The sequence below is a fragment of the Aestuariibaculum lutulentum genome (assembly GCF_032926325.1).
GTDB classification, from domain to species: Bacteria; Bacteroidota; Bacteroidia; order Flavobacteriales; family Flavobacteriaceae; genus Aestuariibaculum; species Aestuariibaculum lutulentum.
Window position 1 is genome coordinate 2,711,996 of the sequence record NZ_CP136709.1, and the last position, 21,528, is coordinate 2,733,523.

Consider the following 21,528-nt stretch of genomic DNA (forward strand, 5'->3'; position numbering starts at 1 on the left):
TTATAACGGGAAATTTTGATTAACCAATTGGGTTTGGCGGTACGAGTGATTAAAATACGTATTTGAAATCGCTAATGACGTTTCGTGTAACATATCGCTTAAATCAGTTAATTCTTCATCTAATTTTTCGCGAAGTGTTCGGTCTTCGTTTAAAGTCATTAAACCTGTAATGTTTAGACTTGTAATTTTGTTATTAGCCGTTGCGATTAGTTTCTGGCATTCGGTATAAAAACCAATCAATTCAGAATGCGGCAAACGATCAATATCCTTTTGAATACGTTTTAGTCTGTAGGTTAACGATTTTGGGTATTCCTTGTCAAGTAAAGTTAAATTAATCACATTTTCAAGACTTAAATACGATCGGTAACTGTAGCGATAAATATTTAAACTTTCGTCACTGCTTAATAAGGATTCCAGAATGTCGTATTGAAGACGTTCTTCATAATTGAAAACCATTAATGATCTGAATTTTGAGATCTGCATCATGGCTTGTTCGGTTTGAAGACCTATAAAATAAAGCAACAGACCTTGTTGCACCAGAATACTTTCCTCAATTAATCCCATAAAGGCAATGAGTCGTGTAATGGTACGATCGAGTAATTTAGTAAGCGCCGGAACGGTATATAGATCGGCTTCATCAAATTTACGCCATAGTTTTTTTATACTGTCGAATACGCGCCACATGTCTTTAGACCATAGGTTGCGCAGCGAGTAGTATGAATTGTTAAAGCTGGTCAAGGTTTGCGCCAAACTACCCATACGTTCTTTATCGAATATTAATGAGATAATTTCAGGTAATGGGTTCTCCAATAAGATGTCGCAATGCTCACCAACAAATCCTGGGAAAGTAGAGGTGATATTTGTTAAGGATTGTAGCAAGTATTTTAGGCTTTCAGAATTGTTTTCTTTGGCACTGTACTGCTCATCCGTCATTTTATTAAGCACCATTCTAATGTAACGTGCTGTTACCAGAGCGCGACCTAAATAGCGTCCAGACCAGAACAGGTTTTCAGCAGTATTACTAGGTAAATCGTTAATATCGGAAATAGAAATTTTGCAGGAACTATCCCAGGCGTAATGTTTGATGTTATTTTGAATTTCATCAGATAAGACCCATAAATCTTTACTCATTCCACCACGCTGATTCGAAACAAACAGATTTTCACGTTCGGGAGCTACCCTTACTAATCCACCGGGCATGACTTTATAGCCTTCCTTTTTTGAAATGGCAAACGTTCTGCACATCACTTTTCTGGCTTCTAAATGATCATTTACAAAATCCGGCGAAGTTGAAAAAGTAATTTTTTCCTGAGCGACATAACGATATGGATTTGCCGAAATATCTTTTTTAAGTTTATCTAAAGCTTCTGGACTCAAGAATTCACAGAAAAATAAGCTTTCGCGGTTAGAACGATCAATGCGTTTAACTACAAGGTTTTTAATGTTTTTAAAAACATAATCGCGCTCCTTTTCCTGTCCGCACCACCAGGAAGCGATCTGAGGAAGGATTAAATCTTCATTGAAGAAATAATTACAAATAGCATTCATAAACGGAATTAATCCTGAATTTTCTAAAACACCACTACCTATAGGGTTTACTATAGCCACATTTTGGTTTCTTACCACATCGAGTAAGCCCGTAACCCCTAGATAACTATCCTCTCGAAGCTCTAAAGGGTCCATAAAAACGTCGTCTACACGACGGTAAATCACATCAACCTGTTTTAGTTCTTTAAGTGTTTTTAAATAAACTTTTCCGTTTCTAACCACTAAATCGTTACCATTAACCAATGGATAGCCTAAGAATGAAGACATATAGGCGTGCTCAAAATAGGTTTCGTTTAAAGGACCCGGGGTTAAAATTACTATACTCGGATTCTCCTTATTTTGAGGTGCGGCCTCAATAAGCATTTGGTTAAAGTCGTAAAAGAAACCAGATGGTTGTTTTACGTTAATATCTTTAAATAAGCCCGGCAGTACTCTGTTCATAGAATACCTGTTTTCCAGGGCATAACCCATACCGGAAGGCGCTTGTGTTCTGTCGTTAACCACCCACATACGTCCGTCTGGTCCGCGCGCTAAATCTGATGAATAGATTAATATGTTTTTAGCCGTTTTATATTGAATCTGGTCGCATTGTCTTAAAAAGCCGCGATGGGCGAAAATCACCTCAGGAGGAATGATTCCTTTTTTTATAAGTTCTCGTTTACCGTAAATGTCTTTTAAAACTAAGTTTAAAAGTTCGGCACGTTGTTTTAGACCTTTTTCAATGGTGCGCCATTCCTCTTTATTTATTAAAAAGGGGATAATGTTTAAATCCCAGGTGCGTTGCATACCTTGAGGATCGTTGTAAACATTATAAGTTACACCGTTTTCATCCATTAACCAGTCAATTTCATTTTGCTTGGCAGTTAATGTTTTTAAATCCATTTCAGAAATATTACTTAGTAATTTTTTCCAATTCGGATTTAAGGACATATCAGATTTTAAAGCTTCATCATAATTTTTCGCTTTCGAAAAATAATTCTGAAATAATATGTTTAAATCTGTGGTCATGTATTAGTTTAGTTTATTTCTTTCGCAAATCTAAGGTATTTGGAAATTCTAAATTAGCAGGTAACACCTTAAAACTGAATTTTTTCGCACTTTCTTTTTCCTGAACACGTTTTGTTGAAGGTTCGATTTCCTGAGATATATTTTCAACAACGCCCTGAGTGTGTCCAAATTCCCAAAAACGACTGATGCGTCGCGATTCGGCTTCAAAACTATTTACAGGGTAAGCGTCGTACGAACGACCACCAGGATGCGACACAAAATAGGTACAACCACCTATAGACCGTCGGTTCCAGGTGTCTACTATATCGAAGACTAAAGGCGTATCAACTCCAATCGTTGGGTGTAATGCCGAATACGGATTCCATGCTTTATACCTTACACCAGCAACATATTCTTCTTTTTTAGAGGTGCTTTTTAAATCGACTTTTATGCCGTTACAAGTTAATACGTAACGGTCGTTATTAAAATTATTAACCTTGACCTGAAGGCGTTCAACTGAAGAATCCACATAACGAGCAGTGCCTTGTCCGGTAGCTTCTTCACCTAAAACATTCCAGGGTTCTATTCCGGCGCGTAATTCCAGATGCATATTATTGATTTCAACCATACCATGAAGCGGGAAACGGAATTCGAAAAACGGATTAAACCAATCTTCTTTAAAGGCGTATCCGGCTCTGTTTAACTGATTAACGATGTCTTTAATATCTTCGCGAACAAAGTGTTCAATTAAAAATTTATCGTGCAATTCTGTGCCCCAACGTACTAAATTGTGTTCATAAGGTTTTTTCCAAAACCAGGCAACTAAGGTTCTAACCAGTAAATTTTGCATTAAACTCATTTGAGGGTGCGGCGGCATATCGAAAGCACGGAGCTCCAAAATACCTAAACGACCCGAAGATGAATCCGGGGAGTATAATTTATCAATGCAAAATTCGGCACGGTGTGTATTGCCCGTTAAATCGGTTAAAAGATGGCGAAATAATCTATCGGTTAACCAGAACGGAACATCTCCTCCTTTAGGAATTTGACTAAATGCAATTTCCAGTTCATAGAGGTTTTCCATTCGGGCTTCATCAATACGAGGTGCCTGACTTGTGGCTCCAATAAAGGCACCCGAGAATAAATAGGATAATCCTGGATGATGTTGCCAAAAGGTAAGCAGGCTTCGTAATAAGCTTGGTTTTCTTAGTAAAGGGCTATCGGCAGGAGAAGTTCCTCCCAAAGTAACATGGTTTCCGCCTCCCGTACCGGTATGTTTACCATCGAGCATGAATTTTTCGGTTCCTAATCTTGATTTTTTAGCTTCACTATATAAGGTGAAAGTATTATGACACAATTCTTCCCAATTGTTGGCAGGCTGCACATTTACTTCAATAACTCCAGGATCTGGAGTTACCTTCAAGGAATCTAATCGGTTGTCTTTTGGGGCATCGTAACCTTCTAAAACCACTGGAATAGATAAGGCTTTTGCTGTGGCCTCGATGGAAGCCATTAAGTCTAAAAAGATTTCAATGCTATCTAAAGGAGGTAAAAAGAGATGCAGTTTTTCGTCTCTGATTTCAGCACATAAAGCCGTTCTTATAAAATAGTTTGTTTTCTTTTTTGGTATGCCATGTTTTTCTAGGTCCTTTATACGTTTTGAAACAATACGCTGATAGCTTGGTAATGTTTTCTTTTTTGAGAAAATATCGGGTTGGTACACCGGAAATTCCTCATCATTTGATTTAATTAGTAATGAATTTAAAGGTAACCGAAGTCCGATAGGCGAGTTTCCAGGAATTAAAAATAAATGTTCCCTTCTAAATGCCCAGTTGCAGGTATACCATTCACCTCCGGTATTGTTGAGCGGAATGACATGTCCGGTAGGTTTCGATTTTCCGTCTTTTAATATTTGCTGAAGTTTCTCTTTAACCAGCATGTTTCCATCTTCTTTGGTCGGGTCAATGTCTATAGGCATTTGTCCTTCCTGCCACAGAAAATAGAAAGCATCCTCGTAAGTTGGAATAATGGTTTTATCGGTTACTCCCAGATGTTTTGTAAGGGTTTGTAAAAATAATTTATCTGCATTCTTCGGGATTTTAGCTTTTTCTGAAAATATAGAAAACAGCTTTTTATTGTTCCATATTTTCTTGCCGTCTTTTCGCCAGCAGATTTCAATTTGCCATCTCGGTAAAGGTTCTCCGGGGTACCATTTACCCTGAGCCTGGTGAATTATAGCCCCTTTCGCAAAAGATTCATAGAGTCTTGCAGAAAGGTTTTTTGCCAGTTCACGTTTATGAGGCCCGTCGGCTTCGGTGTTCCATTCCGGAGCTTCCATATCGTCAATAGAAACGAAAGTAGGCTCGCCACCCATGGTCAATCTAACATCGCCTTTTTGAAGCTGTTTTTCAACTTTGTGTCCCAGTTTGTAAATGGCATTCCATTGCTCTTCGGTATAGGGTTTTGTAACACGAGGAGATTCGAAAATACGGGTTACAGTGTTCTCGAATTCAAATTCAGTTTCACATTTATCGGTCATACCCACTACCGGAGCAGCGCTTTCAAATGAAGGTGTACAGGCCAGAGGAATATGACCTTCACCCGCTAACAATCCGGAAGTGGCATCGAAACCAATCCAGCCGGCTCCGGGAATGTACACTTCTGCCCAGGCATGTAAATCGGTAAAATCTTCTTCAGGACCAGAAGGACCATCTAATGATTTTTCGTCGGATTTAAGCTGAACGATATATCCGGAAACAAAGCGCGCACCAAAACCTAAATGGCGCAGAGCCTGTACCAGTAACCATGCATAATCCCGGCAAGATCCGTTTTTAAGTTTAAGGGTTTCTTCACAGGATTGAACTCCTGGTTCCATACGAATATTGTAATTCAGGTACTCGTAAATTTTTCGATTGATATCAATTAAAAAGAAAATGGTTTTTCTAGGCGTATAATCTACAGTTTTAAGAAACTTCTTTAATAGCGGACCGTCGTCGGTGATTTCTAAATAGGGGAGCAGTTCTTTTTTTACTGTTTTGTCGTATTTAAACGGATATTCTTCAGCATACTCTTCAACAAAAAAGTCAAACGGATTGATGGTTTGTAAATCGGCTATAATCTCAACGTCTACAGAAAGTTCTTTGGTTTTCTCAGGAAATACCAAACGTGCCACATAGTTTCCAAACGGATCCTGTTGCCAGTTAAAAAACTGTTCTTTGGGTTCAATTTTTATACTGTAAGATTCAATCGGTGTTCTGCTGTGTGGGGCAGGGCGTAGTCTGAAAATATGTGGTGAAAGGGAAACCGGACGGTCGTATTTGTATTTTGTTTTATGAGAGATTACAATCTTTAAAGCCATAGAGTTACGATTAAATTGTAATACAATTTAAGTGTTTTTTTGACTAAACGAGAAGGTGAGTGTTAAAAAACGATTAAGAATGTAAAATGCTTAAATTTCTGTTGTTTAATTTATTATGTGAATAATTTAGACCTTGATTTTTTGCGGTTAAAAGAAATAAAATAGGCTGATGTTATCGGTTTACACGTCCGGAAACATCACCATTTAATATTGCCATAACTTCATCGACTGTGGCGTAATTTACATCGCCTTCGTAAGTATGTTTTAAAGCGCAGGCAGCACTGGCAAATTCCATGGCCTTACAATCGTCGAAAGACTGTAACCCATAAATAAGCCCGGCAGCAAAGGCGTCACCTGTACCTATACGGTCAATAATATGGGTGATATCAAAATCGGTAGTTTCTCGAAATTCTTTACCATTCCACATGCGGGCTCTTATTTTATGCCATGATGCATTTATAGATGTTCTTATTTTATCGAATACTTTTTCAATATTGGGAAAACGTTTCATAAGTTGTTTTGAGGCTTCTATGAAATCGTCGTTAGAGTAGGAGTAATTCGTGCCCAAAACTTCATTAATTTCATTAACGCCGCCTATAAAAATGGTTGATAGCGAAATTAGGTCGGTAAGTACATCTTTTGCATTTTCACCGTATTTCCATAAGCCTTTTCTATAGGTAGGATCGGTTGAAACCTGAATGCCTTTTTCTTTTGCCAAAAGTAATCCGGCTTTTAAGGTGTCGTAGCCTCCTTTCCCAAGCGCAGGTGTAATCCCGGTCCAGTGAATCCATTTGGCTTTTCTTAAAATCGTTTCCCAGTCTACCATTTCAGGGCGAATATCGGCAAACGAAGAATGTGCACGATTATATGAAATGGAACTTGGACGCATTACGGCACCAACCTCAAGAAAATAAACGCCAAGAGGCCGATCGGATCTTACAATAGCTGAAGTGCTAACCCCAAACTTCTGAATGTATGAAATGGCTGTGTCTCCAACAAAATCGTTAGAAACACAGCTGATATGTTTTACCTTTTCTCCAAAATTGGCTATTGAAATACCTACGTTAATTTCTGTTCCTCCAAAGTAGAATTCCAGTAAGTTAGCCTGCATGAATTTCTTGTTGCCTTCTGGAGAAAGACGCATGAGTACTTCTCCAAATGTGATGATTTGTTTCATTAGTTTAGTGGTTTGTTGTTTAGTTTATTCAGTATAAACTCTGTTTTCCTGCTCGTTTACGCGAATAAATGTGGTGCGTTTGGTCAATTCTTTTAAGCGTTGAGCCCCCACATAAGTACAGGTGCTACGCAATCCGCCTAAAATATCCTGAACCGTATTTTCAACATCACCACGATATGGAACTTCTACTGTTTTACCTTCACTGGCACGGTATTCTGCTACGCCACCTACGTGTTTTTCCATAGCGGTTGATGAACTCATACCATAGAATTTTCTAAACGGTTTGCCATTCTTTTCGATGATTTCTCCGCCACTTTCGGTATGTCCTGCCAGCATACCGCCAAGCATGACAAAATCGGCACCGGCACCAAAGGCTTTGGCAATATCTCCGGGAATGGTACAACCTCCATCACTTATAATTTGTCCGCCCAATCCGTGCGCTGCATCGGCACATTCTATTATAGCAGATAGTTGTGGATATCCTACTCCGGTTTTAACGCGGGTTGTACAAACCGATCCAGGTCCTATACCAACTTTAACAATATCGGCTCCGGAAAGTAATAGTTCTTCGACCATTTCACCGGTAACTACATTTCCGGCAATTATAACTTTATCAGGGTATTGTTCACGGGTTTTCTTTACGAATTCAGCAAAGTGTTCAGAATAGCCATTAGCAACATCAATACAAATGAATTTTAAGTAAGGATTGAATTTAAAAATAGAGGCTAGTTTTTCTGAATCCTGCTCACTTATTCCTGTGCTAACAGCTATATAGTTTTCGATGTTTTCAGGTAGGTTAGATGAAAAAACATTCCAATCGGTAATAGAATAATGTTTGTGTATGGCGGTAAAGATTTGTTTTTCAGATAAGGCTTTAGCCATTTCAAAAGTGCCAACGGTATCCATATTAGCAGCCATAATTGGAATGCCTGACCATTCTAATGGGCTGTGTAAAAATTTGAATTCGCGTTCTAAGCTCACTTCAGACCGGCTTTTTAAAGTAGATCGTTTCGGACGAATCATAACATCTTTAAATCCAAGTTTTATATCATATTCTATACGCATAAATAATTGATTAGGGTTGTGACATGTATCTTGTTATAAATTTAAAAAAAACAAAATAATTATATAGGTTTAAATGCCTGTAATACACTTGTTAATTCGTATAATTATGGATATGTTTGTTAAAAGACTTTTTAAATGCGATTTGTCCCAGGTAAAAAACGTGTAAAATTAAAAACCGCAATTTCTTCAATATTATTAGCCTCTGTTGCTGGTGTCATTTTTTTGGGATATTGTTTTGTAGAACAAAAACTACCTGTAAAAACCATTGCTATAATTCTATTCGGAATGGTCGTGATTCAGGTTTTGTTACTTCAGTATTTTTATAAAAACGAATTAAAGAACAGGACGAAGCGTAAGCATTCTAAAGTATTAATAGACGAATTAAAGCAGAAGTTAGCTCAGGCTAATAAGGAAGCTGACTTTAGTGCTGAATATTTAGCGAACATAAGTTATGAGTTTAGAACGTCTTTAAGTACGGTTTTGGGTATGATAGAAATGCTTAAGAAAACCGATTTAGATGAAGCACAACATATGCAGCTGGAAATCGCTAACATTTCATCGAAGTATATGCATCAGTTGGTAAATATGTTTTCGAGTAATTATGAAGTTAATAACGGTGACATTGTTTTAAATGAAGTTCCTTTCGATTTAAATACTGAATTAATAAACCTGTTCAAAGTGTTCGACTATCAGGCATGGGAAAAAGGATTGACTTTCGATTATAAATTTTTGAAATCTGATGAACCAAAATTTTCCTTAATAGGTGATGAATTGCGAATTCAGCAGGTATTAATTAATCTGGTAAACAATGCTATTAAATTCACAAATAAGGGAAAAATTTCCATTATTGTAGATCAAACCATAGCCATAAACGATGAACAAATTGTAACCTTTTATGTGAAGGATACAGGTGTTGGGATGCCTACTGAAATGGTAAAACAGATTTTTAATAGTTCTAAAACTGAAGCAACCGTTTTAACCAAGGAATATCGTGGTGGCGGTTTAGGCTTGTCTACCTGTCATAAACTGGTGAAGTTGATGGGAGGTGAACTGAAAATAGAAACCCAGGAAAATGAAGGAACAACATTTTACTTTAGTTTGCAATTGAAAAAGACCTTAAATGTGAAGGTTGAAACTAAAGTGTCTGAGCCATTATTGGTTAAAAAGCGAAATGTTTTAGTGGCAGAAGATAGCAGAATGAATCGTCGTGTACTTAAGTATTTGCTGGAGCAACAAGGTGTTGATTGTACGTTTGCAAAAAATGGGGTAGAGGCTGTTGAATTGTATAAGTTACTGGATTTCGATTTGGTTTTTATGGATTTGTATATGCCGGATTTGAATGGATTTGAAGCTGCAAAAGCCATTAAACAGACTGATAAATATCGGATAAGTAAAACACCTATAATAGCTGTTTCGGCAAGTGATTTTAAAGAAGATAAGGTAAAAGTGAAGGAGCTTGGTTTGAATGCTTTCTTATCTAAACCAATTGACATATATAAGCTAAAAGATATTTTGATAAAATACCTTTTAGCTCAAAAAAAGGTAAGTTAATTACAGTCTATTTTACTGCAATAACACTAATTTCTACATTTACATTTTTAGGTAAACAAGCCACTTGAACAGTTTCTCGCGCAGGTGCTGTTTCTTCATTAAAGTAGCTTCCGTAAACGTCGTTAATGTTTACAAACTCGCCCATATCGCTAATAAAAATCGAGGCTTTAACCACATTTTCAAAAGTCATACCGGCAGCCTCTAAAACCGCTTTCAGGTTTTCCATAACTTGTTTAGTCTCGGTTTTAATATCGTCAAGAACCAATGCTCCGGTTTCCGGATTAAAAGCAATTTGTCCAGAGGTGTAAAGCGTATTTCCGGTTAAAACAGCTTGGTTGTAAGGACCAATAGGAGCAGGGGCTTTGGGAGTTGTAATTATTTGTTTCATTTCTAATTTATAAGGAAATTATGTGCTTATTATAAAGTAATATCCGGTTGTCTGCGTTTCTCGTATTTTAAGTCTTTTAGCATACTTGATTTAATTCCTATGAAGAAATTCCAGGAAGTTCTGTCACTAAAAGGAATCCAGCTAAAGTTCATGCGCCAGCTTTTTAAATCACGCTCAAAACGTAACTGAGTATAGGTAAACCCGGCATTTTTTAAATCGTAACCCGAAGAATAACCAATCGACCATTTGTCGGATAGTTTAACGTCTCCAGAGAACATCAAAGAGTGTGACGAAATCTGGTTTTCACGACGCGAATTCGAATAGTTTACAGCATAGGCAATACGTAAACTCCAAGGAATACTATAGCTGTATAATCCGTTTTCAGCGCCATCACTTTCTTCTCCTTCTTCACTGAATTGCTGGTTAGCGAAATCTTCAGAAACCCCAAACATATCATCATCACGACCACCACTACGAATGTTTTCCTGAATACCGCGGTCGTTACTTTTATCTCTGGATTTTCCATTTTTACTGGAAATAGACCAGCTGGTTGTCAGGTTCGCACTGGTTAATCTGAAAAGACTTCCGCCGTTATCAATATTAAATTTGTCAATTTTTTGATTGTTGTTATCTAAGGCGTAAGGATCTAAAGTGGCACCAAAGTTAACACTCATTTTGTTGTTAAAGAACTGTGTTCCACCGCTCATTCTTACTGGGCTCCATTGTAATGAATCGCCAGCAAAGTTGTAAGAAGTTGAAAAGTTTAAGTTGTTTAAAAGCACAATTTTCTTAGCTTCTTTTGCAGTAGAATCTTTATCGCGAACTTTAGCCTCTAAGTTATTCGATACCGAAATACCCATGGAGCTTGAAAAGGTTTTATTAGGTGAACCGAAAATACCATTTTGGAAACGTGTATATTCTAAATCTACACCTTCATAAATCGCATCAAGTTCGCCTTGAGTTAAACCATCGGCATTAACCACTTCGGCAGATTCGTAATATTTATCGAAAGCTGGATTGATATTATAACTAACAGAAGGACGCATCACGTGACGAATGGCTTTTATTTTTCGGTCTTTCCCTTCTTTTTCAAAGTTAAACATACCGTATACGGTTGTTCCTAAACTGGTGCTAAAATTATAAGTTCTAAAGGCATCGAAACCATTTAATGTTTCGGTTTCTGCTTTTCCTTCAGCCGCATTATACGTTTCTTTTTCGGTTTTAAAAGTCCAAACTTCGTTATAGTTTGTACTTGCACTAACACTAAAGTATTTAAATAATTTAAAGTTGGTGCTTAAAGGAATGCTGTGCTGAAATCCGGCGCGCGCATCGTCAAACATTTCGCTTTTAAAGAAAAACTCGTCAGTTGTTGTAATTCGGTTTTCTCCACGAACACTGTACTGTAAGTTAATGTTCTGAAACAATCCTTTTTTAGTTCCGGTTTTTGGTATAAAAGGATAAATTCTACCAACACTACCCTGAAAGGTAGGTAAGGTCATGTTGATGGTTTCTGTATTTGTGTTTTGTGAGTGCGTGGCCGTTAAACTAAAATTTACAGAAGGTTCTCCTAAAAAGGTTTTAGAATAGGATACCGATGACGATAAGGTGTTGTTTAAGAACGAACCGGAGTTGATTTGGTTAATCGAGTTTCTGTAGTATTTACTACTACCTAGGTTAACCGATGCCGAGAATCTTGAATTCGGACTTGCTTTAGAATCCTGACTGTGCGACCAGCGAAGGTTGTATATGGTGTTTCTAGAATAATCTGGAAATCCGCGTTCGCTGTTAATTAGGTTTTCATATCTAAAGCCAACATTTCCTCTAAATTTATAACGCTTGGCATAGGTGCTTTCTAATCGCATACCGTAACTACCATTGGTGTAATAATCTCCTAAAACGGCTAAGTCTACATAATCGCTAATAGCAAAATAATATCCTCCGTTTTGTAAAAAGTAACCACGGTTGTTTTGCTCCCCAAAACTTGGTATAATAATTCCCGATGTCTGTTTTTCCGATTGCGGAAAGAATCCGAATGGTAAAGCCACCGGTGTTGGCACATCGTAAATATAAAGGTTAGTAAATCCGGTTACAATTTTCTTGCCTGGTACAATTTTAGCCTTGCGAAGTCTAAAGTAATATTCAGGATCGTCAAGGTCTTCGGCAGTGGTATACTTAGCCTCTTTTAAAAAGTAAACAGAGTCGTTTTGCTTTTTAGTGACTTTGGCAATAACGGTACCTTCACCTTGTTCAGTCTGTGAGTTATAAATTAAGGCTTTCTTAGATTTCGTATTAAAAATAATAGAATCAGGTTCTACAACATTGCTACCTTGTGTGAATACAGGTTTTTGGGTGTAGCCGTTTATAGTATCGGTAATTCCTTTAGCATGAACGGTGTTATTGGTGTAGTCGATAATAATGGTTCCCGCCTTAATGTTCATGTCACCATAATCAATACTCGCTTCGTTATGTAAATAGAGTCTATGCTCTGTTTTATTGAATCTTGTATAGTCGGTAGCATGGTATTTTACCGTGTGTTCCAGTAATTCTTTTTTAGGTTTAACAGAGTCGGTTAAAGTGGTATCTTGTGATTTCTCTGATAGTTCTGGGGCAATAATACTATCTGCATTAATAGTTAATGTTTCCTCACTTCGTTCAATGGTTTTGCCCTTTTTCGGGATGTCTTGTGCGAAGCTTAACGTGTTTATAAACACTGTAAAACTTAATGCAAAAAGTATTTTAAAGTTGTTTGTATGCAACGCTTTTAAATGTATTTTTGTAAAAGTATGGCTCGGTTTTTGAAAAGCCAAAATTACATATATTTTTCTGTGATTGATTTATAAATTAATTAAATTTTAAAATTAAGCGAACACGTAATTTATTAGAGTAATAAAGGGTGTTTTTTTATCGTTAAATTTTAAAATAGTCTTATTTTTATGTCTAAAGCTATAGTTGCAGCCATAATTGTGCCATATCTTATAATTTTAAAATAATATGATTTACCAAATGAAAACGAACAGCCTATTACTTTTCGTATCTTTTATATTAGTATTAACATTTTCCGCTTTTACAACATCTGATAAGGATGGTGAACGGGGGAAGTTTGTTGTGGTATTAGATGCAGGACATGGTGGTCACGATCCTGGTAATATGGGGAATGGATACAAGGAAAAGGATATTGCATTAAAAATTGTTCTGGAAGTCGGGAGGATGATTGAAAAAAATCCGGACATTAAAGTGGTGTATACACGTAAGTCTGATGTGTTTGTAGACTTGTTTGTTCGAGGGCAAATAGCCAATAAAGCCAATGCAGATTTGTTTGTGTCGGTGCATTGTAATGCGCATCATTCGTCGGCGCACGGAACGGAAACATTTGTTTTAGGAACCCATAGAAATCAAACCAATTTTGAAGTGGCTAAAAAGGAGAACTCGGTAATCTTCTTAGAGAGTGATTACGAGAAGAAATATGCTGGTTTCGATCCTAATTCACCGGAATCTGTTATGAGTATTTTGTTTAGTCAGGAGGAATATTTAGATCAGAGTATTCAGTTGGCCAGTTTAATTCAGAAGAAATTCACAAATAGATTAAAAAGAAATAACCGAGGTGTAAAGCAAGCAGGATTTATTGTTTTGCATCAAACGGTAATGCCAAGTGTGCTTATTGAAACAGGGTTTTTAACCTATAAGGAAGAAGGAGGTTATTTAAATTCTTCCAAAGGTCAGCGAGAAATGTCTACAGCAGTTGCCGATGCTATTTTAGAATACAAGCATATTCTTGACGGTAATATAGGTGAATATGCCTTTATTGAAGAATCAGCAACTAATGAAGAAGAGGAAACCCCAACTCAGGTTGTGGCAGAGGATATTCATGACGATATCACATTTAAAATACAAATCGCAGCAAGTTCTAAAGCATTAGAACCAAAACCTTATAACTTTAAAGGTCTCGATGAAATTTCAAGAGTTAAGGAAGGGAGTCTGTATAAATATTTTTACGCCAGCACGTCTGATTATAATCAAATAAAGCAAAAAGAAGAAGTAGCAAAGCAAAAGGGGTATAAGTCCAGTTTTATTGTTGCTTTTAAAGATGGTAAAAAAATAAGCCTTGCCGAGGCGTTAAAAACAACTGCTAATTAAAAGCGTTCTTTTTAAATTTATTTTAAATTTGTGCAACTAAATCATATACTTTGAAAATATCAAGAGAAGTTAAAACAGGCTTATTAGTAGTATTAGGAATTGTTCTTTTTGTTTTTGGTTACAACTACCTAAAAGGACGAAATTTACTGGAAGCAGAAGATCTTTATTATACAGATTTCGATTATAACGCATTAACCAAATCTTCAATAGTAACGGTGAAAGGAAATACTGTTGGGAAAGTTCAGGATATCTCTTACGATTACGAAACCGGAAAAACCCATATAGCTTTTACTGTTAACCCGAATTTAAGATTTTCAAAGAATTCAACAATTCGAATGTATGAAACTGGCTTAATGGGCGGCAACGGATTAGCTATTTTAGTTAGCGAAGAAGGCGAGCAGGCAAAACCAGGTGATAAATTAAAGTCTGAAGTTGAAATGGGACTGGTAACCAGTTTGTCGAAAAACTTTTCTGGTTTGAGTATGGATTTGAATTCAGCATTGGAATCTGCCGATTCTTTAATTGTTAGTTTGAATAAGGTGGTTAACGACCAGTCTGAACAAGGTTTAAGACATACCGTTGCACAGCTGAATGAAACTTTAAAAGCTTTCGAAGCAACCTCGTTACATATTAATGGGTATTTAGTAGATAATAAACAAACCATCGAAGCTACTTTAAGTAATTTTAAATCGTCTAGTGAAGATTTATCTGTGATGATGGCCGATTTGAAAGAGGCTGATATGGGGGCAACCATAGCGTCGTTAAATAAAACTTTAGAGAGTCTTCAAAGTGTATTGGCTTCTGTAGATCAGGGGGAAGGAACGCTTGGAAAATTGCTGAAAGACGAAGGTTTATACAATAACATAGAAGGAGCAACCAAAGAAATGGAAGAGTTGCTTAGAGATATTAAACTACACCCAAAACGTTATTTCAGAATTTTATCGAAAAAGGAAATTCCGTATACCAACGAAGAAACTAACTAATTACCAATGGAATACTTGCCAAATGTACTTTTTGCTATCATATTAGCTGCGGGTATTGGCTATTTTGCTAAAAATGTAAAGAAGCTAATACGTAATATAAAATTAGGACGCGATGTCGACGTAAGCGATAGTAAGTCTGAACGTTTTAAAAACATGGCCATGATTGCCTTGGGGCAAAGTAAAATGGTACGCAGGCCGGTAGCGGGTATTTTGCATATTATTGTGTATTTGGGCTTCATTATCATCAATATTGAAGTTTTAGAGATTATCATTGATGGGTTATTTGGAACGCATCGTATATTTTCAGGAATCGGAGCCACTTACGGATTTTTAATCGGTGCTTTTGAGGTTTTAGCATTATTAGTATTCATATCGGTAACGGTATTCTGGATTCGTAGAAATATTATTAAACTGAAACGTTTCTGGAAAGCCGAAATGACCAGTTGGCCTAAAAACGATGGTAATTTCATTTTGTATTTCGAAATGGTATTAATGACCTTGTTTTTGGTTATGAATGCTACCGATGTGCATTTTCAGGCTATGAACTCAGGAAATGTCATCAGTCAGTTTATAGCTCCTTGGTTTGGCGGATTATCCGAAGGCGCGCTTCATGTTATAGAACGTGGTGCTTGGTGGCTTCACATTGTTGGGATTTTAGTTTTCCTAAACTACTTATACTTTTCAAAGCATTTACATATTCTTCTGGCGTTCCCAAATACGTATTACGGTAAGTTAGCGCCAAAAGGGCAATTGAATAATTTGGAATCTGTTACCAATGAAGTGAAAATGATGATGGATCCGAATGTCGATCCGTTTGCAGCACCTGCAGAAGGAGCTGAAGCGGCGATGCCGGAGAAATTCGGAGCCAGTGATGTTCAGGATTTAAGTTGGGTACAGTTATTAAATGCCTATACCTGTACCGAGTGTGGTCGATGTACAAGCGAGTGTCCCGCAAACCTAACAGGAAAGAAATTATCGCCACGCAAAATCATGATGGATACCCGCGACCGTTTAGAGGAAGTAGGAAAAAATATTGATACCAATAATGGTGAATTTAAAGATGACGGCAAGCAATTATTAGGTGATTATATTTCAACCGAAGAATTGTGGGCGTGTACAACATGTAATGCCTGTGTTGAAGCCTGTCCGGTAAGCATCGATCCGTTGTCAATAATTTTAGAAATGCGTCGTTATTTAGTAATGGAGCAAAGTGCTGCACCAACCGAGTTAAACAACATGATGACCAATATAGAAAATAATGGTGCACCATGGCCATATAGCCAAATGGACCGTTTAAATTGGAAAGACGAATAGATGAACACATGAAATATTCAACCGCCATATTAACGTTTGTTTTTATGTTTTCATTGAAAAACGTTTCTGCACAGGTTGGATATCAGAAGGATTCTTTACAAATTAAGGTATATACAGAGGTCGAATATCAGAATTATTGGGCTCAGGATATAAGAGTGAAAAAGGTATTTTGTGATTATTGCACAGAATTTCAAAAGGAACAAATAGGCAACGAGGCGCTTAGGCGAACTTACTTCGTTAGAAACGATAAGAAATTCAGAATGCCAACGGGTGTTTTTCGTCACGCGCTTTACATAAGAATTGCAAAAAGAGATTTTGCAAGATTACGAGAAGATAATATGATGCAGGATTCTGTTTTAACGATAAACGAACAACAAAACTAAAGACATAATCTTTATTAAAAAGAATAACTAATGAGCGAAGTACTTAAGGTGCCAACCATGGCAGAATGTATGGCGGAAGGTAGACAACCTGAAATTTTATTTTGGGTAGGTTCAGCTGGGAGTTATGACGATAGGGCTAAAAAAATAACCAGAGCATTCGTTAAAATTCTTAATAAAGCCAATGTTGATTTTGCAGTATTAGGAACCGAGGAAAGTTGTACAGGAGATGTGGCTAAGCGGGCCGGAAATGAGTTTTTATTCCAAATGCAGGCAGTGACCAACATCGAAATTTTAAATGCCTACGAAGTTAAGCGCATTGTAACAGCGTGTCCGCATTCATATAATACTTTAAAAAATGAATATCCTCAGTTAGGTGGAACTTATGAAGTGTTGCATCATACCCAATTTATAAATGAACTTATAACTTTAGGGCGCTTAAAGGTTGAACGCGAAAACACCTTTAAAGGTAAGCGCATCACATTTCACGATCCTTGCTACTTAGGTCGTGCTAATGATGTGTATGAAGCGCCAAGAGCCCTGCTACAAACTTTAGGTGTAGAATTGGTAGAAATGAAACGCCACCGTAAAACGGCATTATGTTGTGGAGCAGGAGGAGCACAAATGTTTAAAGAACCTGAAAAAGGCGATAAAGATATTAACGTTTTAAGAACTGAAGATGCTCTTGAAACCAACCCTAATATTATTGCTACCGGTTGTCCGTATTGTAATACTATGATGACCGACGGTGTTAAAGTAAAGGAAAAAGAAGCCGAGATATCGGTATTAGATGTGGCAGAATTAATTGCCAATGCACAAGGAGAATAAAAATATGTAAGCTGAGCGCAGGCTAAGCGTCTTAAAAAGAAAAAAATGCTAGTAGATTTTAATACATTACCAGAAGAATCCCGAGTTTGGATATATCAGGCTAATCGTTCGTTTACCGACGAGGAGGTTTCAGAAATAGAAGAAAAATTAAATGTATTCTTAGAGAACTGGACTGCTCATGGCAGTGATTTAAATGCCGGCTATCTTATAAAATACAAACGCTTTATCATTATAGGTTTAAATCAGAATTTAAATAAAGCGACTGGCTGCTCAATTGATGCATCGGTTCGTTTTATTCAGGAGTTAGAACAAGATTATAAAGTCGATTTGATGGATAAGATGAACGTGTCCTATAAGCAAGGTGAATATATTGCTTATAAATCGCTTACCGATTTTAAACAGATGGCTAAAGATAAAGCGGTGTCTAAAAATACCATAGTTTTCAATAATCTGGTAGCAAATATTGCCGATTTTAATGAAAACTGGGAAGTGCCTGCAAGCGAAAGCTGGCATAGCCGTTTTTTAAAATAATTCTAAATTAACACTTGCTGTAATATATTGCTTTTAGTAGCGTTTATAAATGTAACTTAGGTTACAGTTTATTAGAGATGTAAACTGTAATTTCATCTTCTCTCAAATAACATACTAATGAAAAAAGTATTTATAGCAAGTGTTTTTTTTATAGCATTTGGTTTTAGTGGTTTTGCTCAAGATTGGTTTACTAATTTTGATAAGGCCAAACAAGAAGCATCTCAATCACATCACAATATTATATTGGTTTTTCAGGGCTCCGATTGGTGTACACCTTGTATTAAACTGGATAAGGAAATCTGGAGTACCGCAGAATTTCAGGAATTAGCCAAAGACCATTTTGTGATGATGCAGGCCGATTTTCCAAGGAAAAAAGCCAATAAATTACCCGAAGATATAGCGGAACAAAATGGCATGCTTGCTGAAAAATACAATAAGCAAGGGTATTTCCCTTTTGTAGTCGTGTTAAACCCAGAAGGAAAAGTTTTGGGTAATGCAGGTTACGAAAAAATGTCTCCAACTGAGTATTACAAAAAATTAGCGTCTTTTGAAAAGTAAAATCGGCATCGGTTTTATGCTTATGTTTTTCATGAATACATTCTGTTATGCGCAGCATGTGTATCAAAGAACACTAAAGTTAATGGGAAGTCGTTTCGATATCTCGGTGGTAGCGAATAGCCAGCAAGAGGGCGACACTTATATAGATTTAGCTGTTAATGAGATTTCCAGAATTGAAAAGCTTATTTCTTCATGGGATGCCAATTCTCAAACTTCAGAAATTATTAAAAACGCCGGAATTCAACCGGTTGAAGTTGATGATGAATTGTTTCAACTTATAAAACGTGCTCTTAAAATTTCAGATTTAACTAATGGGGCTTTCGATATTAGTTATGCATCCATGGATAAAATCTGGAAGTTCGATGGGAGCATGACAGAGATGCCTTCCGCGGAAGCGATAAAACAATCGGTAGCTAAAGTAGGGTATAAAAATATTATTTTGAACGAGGCTGATCATTCTGTGTTTTTAAAAAATAAAGGAATGAAAATTGGCTTTGGAGCCATTGGTAAAGGTTATGCAGCAGATAAAGCCAAAGCGCTTCTAATGAATAAAGGCGTTACGGCAGGAATTATTAATGCTTCCGGCGATTTGAATGCCTGGGGAACACAACCGGATGGTAAAGACTGGATGGTCGCGATTGTTAATCCTTTGAATAAAGGTAAAGTGTTTTCCTGGTTACCAGTACATAATAGTGCCGTGGTGACTTCAGGAAATTATGAAAAGTATGTAAGCTTCAATAACACGTTGTATACCCATATTATAGATCCCAGAACAGGATATCCGAGTACGGGGATTTTGAGTGTAAGTATCTTTACCGCGAACGCCGAATTAGCAGATGCCTTGGCGACTTCGGTTTTTGTTATGGGTGTTGATGTAGGACTTGATTTTGTGAATCAACTAAAAGGAGTGGAGTGTATTATTGTCGATAAGGATAATAAACTCATAACCTCAAAAAATATTAATTTAAAGCAAACCCAATAATATGAAATTCCTATTAATACTCGTTGTTATGGGCGTGACGTTTACCTCGTGTACGGTGGTGAAGGAATACGAAAAGGTGAATTTAAACGATCCCGATATGGTTTTGTCAAAAAAGCTGTCAGATCGTTTTATAACAAATTTTCAGGTCTATCGTGAGGCAGCTTCGGGTGCTAACGGGGGAAAGTCTGGAGGAGGATGTGGTTGTAACTAAAGGAATAAGAAGATGAAAAAGATATTAGTTATAGCCGTATTTTGTTTTGCAGTAAATGCTTTTGCTCAAGACTCCACAGCGGTTTATAAAAAGCGTGTTTTAGAATCGACCGAAGTTGATTTTTTAACGAGTTATTATACTCAGGATGGAAACAATGCCTCGGTTACCGGTGGTATTGGAACGGAGAAATTAACCGATTTTACACCAACTATTGTGGTAAGTGTGCCTTTAAACGCAGACGATGTTTTAACTGTTGATGCCGGTATTTCGGCGTATTCTTCAGCGTCATCGAGTAATTTGAATCCTTTTGACAGTAGTTCGGGGGCTTCAGCAGGAGGAGGAGATGATCTTGAAGATGATGATGTTTTCAATACAAATGGGCCTATTGGTTCTCCTTGGGTGGCCTCGTCAGGAGCTTCACAAAGTGATGTGTGGGGGAGTGTAACGGTAGATTATAGCCATAGTTCGGATGATAGAAATACTATTTTAAACGTAGACGCTTCCTTTGCATCAGAGTTCGATTATTCTTCTATTGGTTTTGGAGGTGGCATTACTAAATTATTTAATGATAAAAATACAACCCTAAACGTTAGTGGGAAGGTGTATTTAGATTCCTGGAGACCACGATATCCAACAGAGTTAGATTCTTACTATGAGGTTAATGGAAATTTAAACAATGGTTTTTTTCAAAATGTACCTATATATGATCAGCTAGGAAACGAAATAAACAAAAATGGAGTTGGTGCTTGGAAACCAGTTATGTCACCGTTTATTGAAGATAAATCAAGAAATTCATATTCGGTTTCGGTAAGTTTTTCTCAAATATTGAGTAGAAATATGCAATTCTCATTGTTTTTTGATTTGGTACAGCAAAAAGGCTGGTTATCAAACCCGATGCAACGGGTCTATTTCGGTGATGTCGATAATTTCTATATGGGAAATCCGTCAAGTATTCCAAACTATACTTCTCCAACGAATAAAGATGTCTTTCAGTTAGCTGATGATATTGAACGTCTTCCGGATAGCCGATTTAAAATTCCGGTAGGCATGCGTCTTAATTATTATTTAAATGAGATGTTTGTGTTGCGTACCTATTACCGATATTATTCAGATGATTGGGGCATTACCTCGCATACAGCCGAAGTAGAAGTGCCGATTAAGATTTCAAGTAAATTCACTTTGTATCCATCATATCGATATTATACACAAACAGCTGCCGATTATTTTGCGCCTTATGAAATGAATTTGTCAACGAGCGAGTTTTATACTTCCGATTATGATTTATCGGAGTTTAATGCCAACCAATATGGTTTTGGGGTAAACTATACCGATATTTTTGCAAAAGCACATATTTGGAAGTTTGGTTTAAAGAGTATCGATTTAAAATACAATAATTATAAACGAAATACGGGATTGAAAGCTAATATTGTCTCGGCAGGGTTTAAATTTATTATGGATTAGTCTGTATATAAGCTTTTATAAATCTATATTAAAAAGCTTCGATTTTACTACTAAAAGTGTTATTTTGGCATG

The 21,528-nt window shown here is 36.8% G+C and carries 17 protein-coding genes; 11 read left to right on the forward strand and 6 right to left on the reverse strand.

Annotated features, from left to right (window positions below; translation table 11 throughout):
* The 4 genes from R1X58_RS11575 to R1X58_RS11590 form a co-directional block, all read right to left on the reverse strand.
* The gene (locus tag R1X58_RS11575) at positions 1–2,556 is read right to left on the reverse strand and encodes a circularly permuted type 2 ATP-grasp protein (protein WP_240572899.1); all 2,556 of its coding nucleotides are present in this window, start codon (positions 2,554–2,556) and stop codon (positions 1–3) included.
* A 13-nt stretch (positions 2,557–2,569) separates the two neighbouring features.
* On the reverse strand, positions 2,570–5,893 hold the full coding sequence (locus tag R1X58_RS11580; RefSeq protein WP_240572900.1) for a transglutaminase family protein: 3,324 nt from the start codon (positions 5,891–5,893) through the stop codon (positions 2,570–2,572).
* A gap of 172 nt (positions 5,894–6,065) precedes the next feature.
* Positions 6,066–7,070 carry a sugar kinase gene (locus R1X58_RS11585; protein WP_240572901.1) on the reverse strand — a complete coding sequence of 335 codons (1,005 nt, stop codon included), beginning with the start codon at positions 7,068–7,070 and terminating at the stop codon, positions 6,066–6,068.
* Positions 7,071–7,094: 24 nt separating this feature from the next.
* On the reverse strand, positions 7,095–8,135 hold the full coding sequence (locus R1X58_RS11590; protein WP_240572902.1) for a GMP reductase: 1,041 nt from the start codon (positions 8,133–8,135) through the stop codon (positions 7,095–7,097).
* 135 nt (positions 8,136–8,270) lie between these two features.
* On the opposite strand from R1X58_RS11590, the gene R1X58_RS11595 reads away from it, so the two are divergent.
* The gene (locus R1X58_RS11595; protein ID WP_240572903.1) at positions 8,271–9,686 is read left to right on the forward strand and encodes an ATP-binding protein; all 1,416 of its coding nucleotides are present in this window, start codon (positions 8,271–8,273) and stop codon (positions 9,684–9,686) included.
* A 7-nt stretch (positions 9,687–9,693) separates the two neighbouring features.
* Here the strand turns inward: R1X58_RS11595 and R1X58_RS11600 are convergent, their stop codons facing one another.
* A complete protein-coding gene (locus R1X58_RS11600) occupies positions 9,694–10,074 on the reverse strand; it encodes a RidA family protein (RefSeq protein ID WP_240572904.1) in 381 nt (126 codons plus the stop codon).
* Between the two features lie 29 nt (positions 10,075–10,103).
* Positions 10,104–12,881 (reverse strand): putative LPS assembly protein LptD, encoded by a 2,778-nt coding sequence (locus tag R1X58_RS11605; RefSeq protein ID WP_240572905.1) that lies wholly within the window; start codon positions 12,879–12,881, stop codon positions 10,104–10,106.
* 196 nt (positions 12,882–13,077) lie between these two features.
* On the opposite strand from R1X58_RS11605, the gene R1X58_RS11610 reads away from it, so the two are divergent.
* The 10 genes from R1X58_RS11610 to R1X58_RS11655 all read left to right on the forward strand — a co-directional run bounded on the left by R1X58_RS11610 (position 13,078) and on the right by R1X58_RS11655 (position 21,456).
* Positions 13,078–14,208, forward strand: a complete 1,131-nt coding sequence (locus R1X58_RS11610) for an N-acetylmuramoyl-L-alanine amidase family protein (RefSeq protein WP_240572906.1) — start codon at positions 13,078–13,080, stop codon at positions 14,206–14,208.
* 50 nt (positions 14,209–14,258) lie between these two features.
* Positions 14,259–15,191, forward strand: coding sequence for an MlaD family protein (locus tag R1X58_RS11615; RefSeq protein WP_240572907.1), 933 nt, complete (start codon positions 14,259–14,261; stop codon positions 15,189–15,191).
* 6 nt (positions 15,192–15,197) lie between these two features.
* Positions 15,198–16,505 carry a (Fe-S)-binding protein gene (locus tag R1X58_RS11620; protein ID WP_240572908.1) on the forward strand — a complete coding sequence of 436 codons (1,308 nt, stop codon included), beginning with the start codon at positions 15,198–15,200 and terminating at the stop codon, positions 16,503–16,505.
* 8 nt (positions 16,506–16,513) lie between these two features.
* Positions 16,514–16,888: a hypothetical protein gene (locus R1X58_RS11625; protein WP_240572909.1), complete on the forward strand. Its 375-nt coding sequence runs from the start codon at positions 16,514–16,516 to the stop codon at positions 16,886–16,888.
* A 30-nt stretch (positions 16,889–16,918) separates the two neighbouring features.
* Positions 16,919–17,713 carry a (Fe-S)-binding protein gene (locus R1X58_RS11630; protein ID WP_240572910.1) on the forward strand — a complete coding sequence of 265 codons (795 nt, stop codon included), beginning with the start codon at positions 16,919–16,921 and terminating at the stop codon, positions 17,711–17,713.
* Between the two features lie 45 nt (positions 17,714–17,758).
* Positions 17,759–18,244 (forward strand): ABC transporter ATPase, encoded by a 486-nt coding sequence (locus R1X58_RS11635; RefSeq protein WP_240572911.1) that lies wholly within the window; start codon positions 17,759–17,761, stop codon positions 18,242–18,244.
* A 117-nt stretch (positions 18,245–18,361) separates the two neighbouring features.
* Positions 18,362–18,802, forward strand: a complete 441-nt coding sequence (locus R1X58_RS11640; RefSeq protein ID WP_240572912.1) for a thioredoxin family protein — start codon at positions 18,362–18,364, stop codon at positions 18,800–18,802.
* A gap of 16 nt (positions 18,803–18,818) precedes the next feature.
* Positions 18,819–19,784 (forward strand): FAD:protein FMN transferase, encoded by a 966-nt coding sequence (locus R1X58_RS11645; RefSeq protein ID WP_240573077.1) that lies wholly within the window; start codon positions 18,819–18,821, stop codon positions 19,782–19,784.
* A gap of 1 nt (position 19,785) precedes the next feature.
* Complete coding sequence (locus R1X58_RS11650) at positions 19,786–19,995, forward strand: DUF4266 domain-containing protein (RefSeq protein ID WP_240572913.1); 210 nt, start codon at positions 19,786–19,788, stop codon at positions 19,993–19,995.
* A 12-nt stretch (positions 19,996–20,007) separates the two neighbouring features.
* Positions 20,008–21,456, forward strand: a complete 1,449-nt coding sequence (locus R1X58_RS11655) for a DUF3570 domain-containing protein (protein WP_240572914.1) — start codon at positions 20,008–20,010, stop codon at positions 21,454–21,456.
* Positions 21,457–21,528: the final 72 nt, after the last annotated feature.

What these genes read in the sequence shown, in the direction of transcription:
- R1X58_RS11575 (WP_240572899.1), bottom strand. Translation starts at nt 2,556, where the DNA reads ATGACCACAGATTTAAACATATTATTTCAGAATTATTTTTCGAAAGCG.
- R1X58_RS11580 (WP_240572900.1), bottom strand. Translation starts at nt 5,893, where the DNA reads ATGGCTTTAAAGATTGTAATCTCTCATAAAACAAAATACAAATACGAC.
- R1X58_RS11585 (WP_240572901.1), bottom strand. Translation starts at nt 7,070, where the DNA reads ATGAAACAAATCATCACATTTGGAGAAGTACTCATGCGTCTTTCTCCA.
- R1X58_RS11590 (WP_240572902.1), bottom strand. Translation starts at nt 8,135, where the DNA reads ATGCGTATAGAATATGATATAAAACTTGGATTTAAAGATGTTATGATT.
- R1X58_RS11595 (WP_240572903.1), top strand. Translation starts at nt 8,271, where the DNA reads ATGCGATTTGTCCCAGGTAAAAAACGTGTAAAATTAAAAACCGCAATT.
- R1X58_RS11600 (WP_240572904.1), bottom strand. Translation starts at nt 10,074, where the DNA reads ATGAAACAAATAATTACAACTCCCAAAGCCCCTGCTCCTATTGGTCCT.
- R1X58_RS11610 (WP_240572906.1), top strand. Translation starts at nt 13,078, where the DNA reads ATGAAAACGAACAGCCTATTACTTTTCGTATCTTTTATATTAGTATTA.
- R1X58_RS11620 (WP_240572908.1), top strand. Translation starts at nt 15,198, where the DNA reads ATGGAATACTTGCCAAATGTACTTTTTGCTATCATATTAGCTGCGGGT.
- R1X58_RS11625 (WP_240572909.1), top strand. Translation starts at nt 16,514, where the DNA reads ATGAAATATTCAACCGCCATATTAACGTTTGTTTTTATGTTTTCATTG.
- R1X58_RS11630 (WP_240572910.1), top strand. Translation starts at nt 16,919, where the DNA reads ATGAGCGAAGTACTTAAGGTGCCAACCATGGCAGAATGTATGGCGGAA.
- R1X58_RS11635 (WP_240572911.1), top strand. Translation starts at nt 17,759, where the DNA reads ATGCTAGTAGATTTTAATACATTACCAGAAGAATCCCGAGTTTGGATA.
- R1X58_RS11640 (WP_240572912.1), top strand. Translation starts at nt 18,362, where the DNA reads ATGAAAAAAGTATTTATAGCAAGTGTTTTTTTTATAGCATTTGGTTTT.
- R1X58_RS11645 (WP_240573077.1), top strand. Translation starts at nt 18,819, where the DNA reads ATGCTTATGTTTTTCATGAATACATTCTGTTATGCGCAGCATGTGTAT.
- R1X58_RS11650 (WP_240572913.1), top strand. Translation starts at nt 19,786, where the DNA reads ATGAAATTCCTATTAATACTCGTTGTTATGGGCGTGACGTTTACCTCG.
- R1X58_RS11655 (WP_240572914.1), top strand. Translation starts at nt 20,008, where the DNA reads ATGAAAAAGATATTAGTTATAGCCGTATTTTGTTTTGCAGTAAATGCT.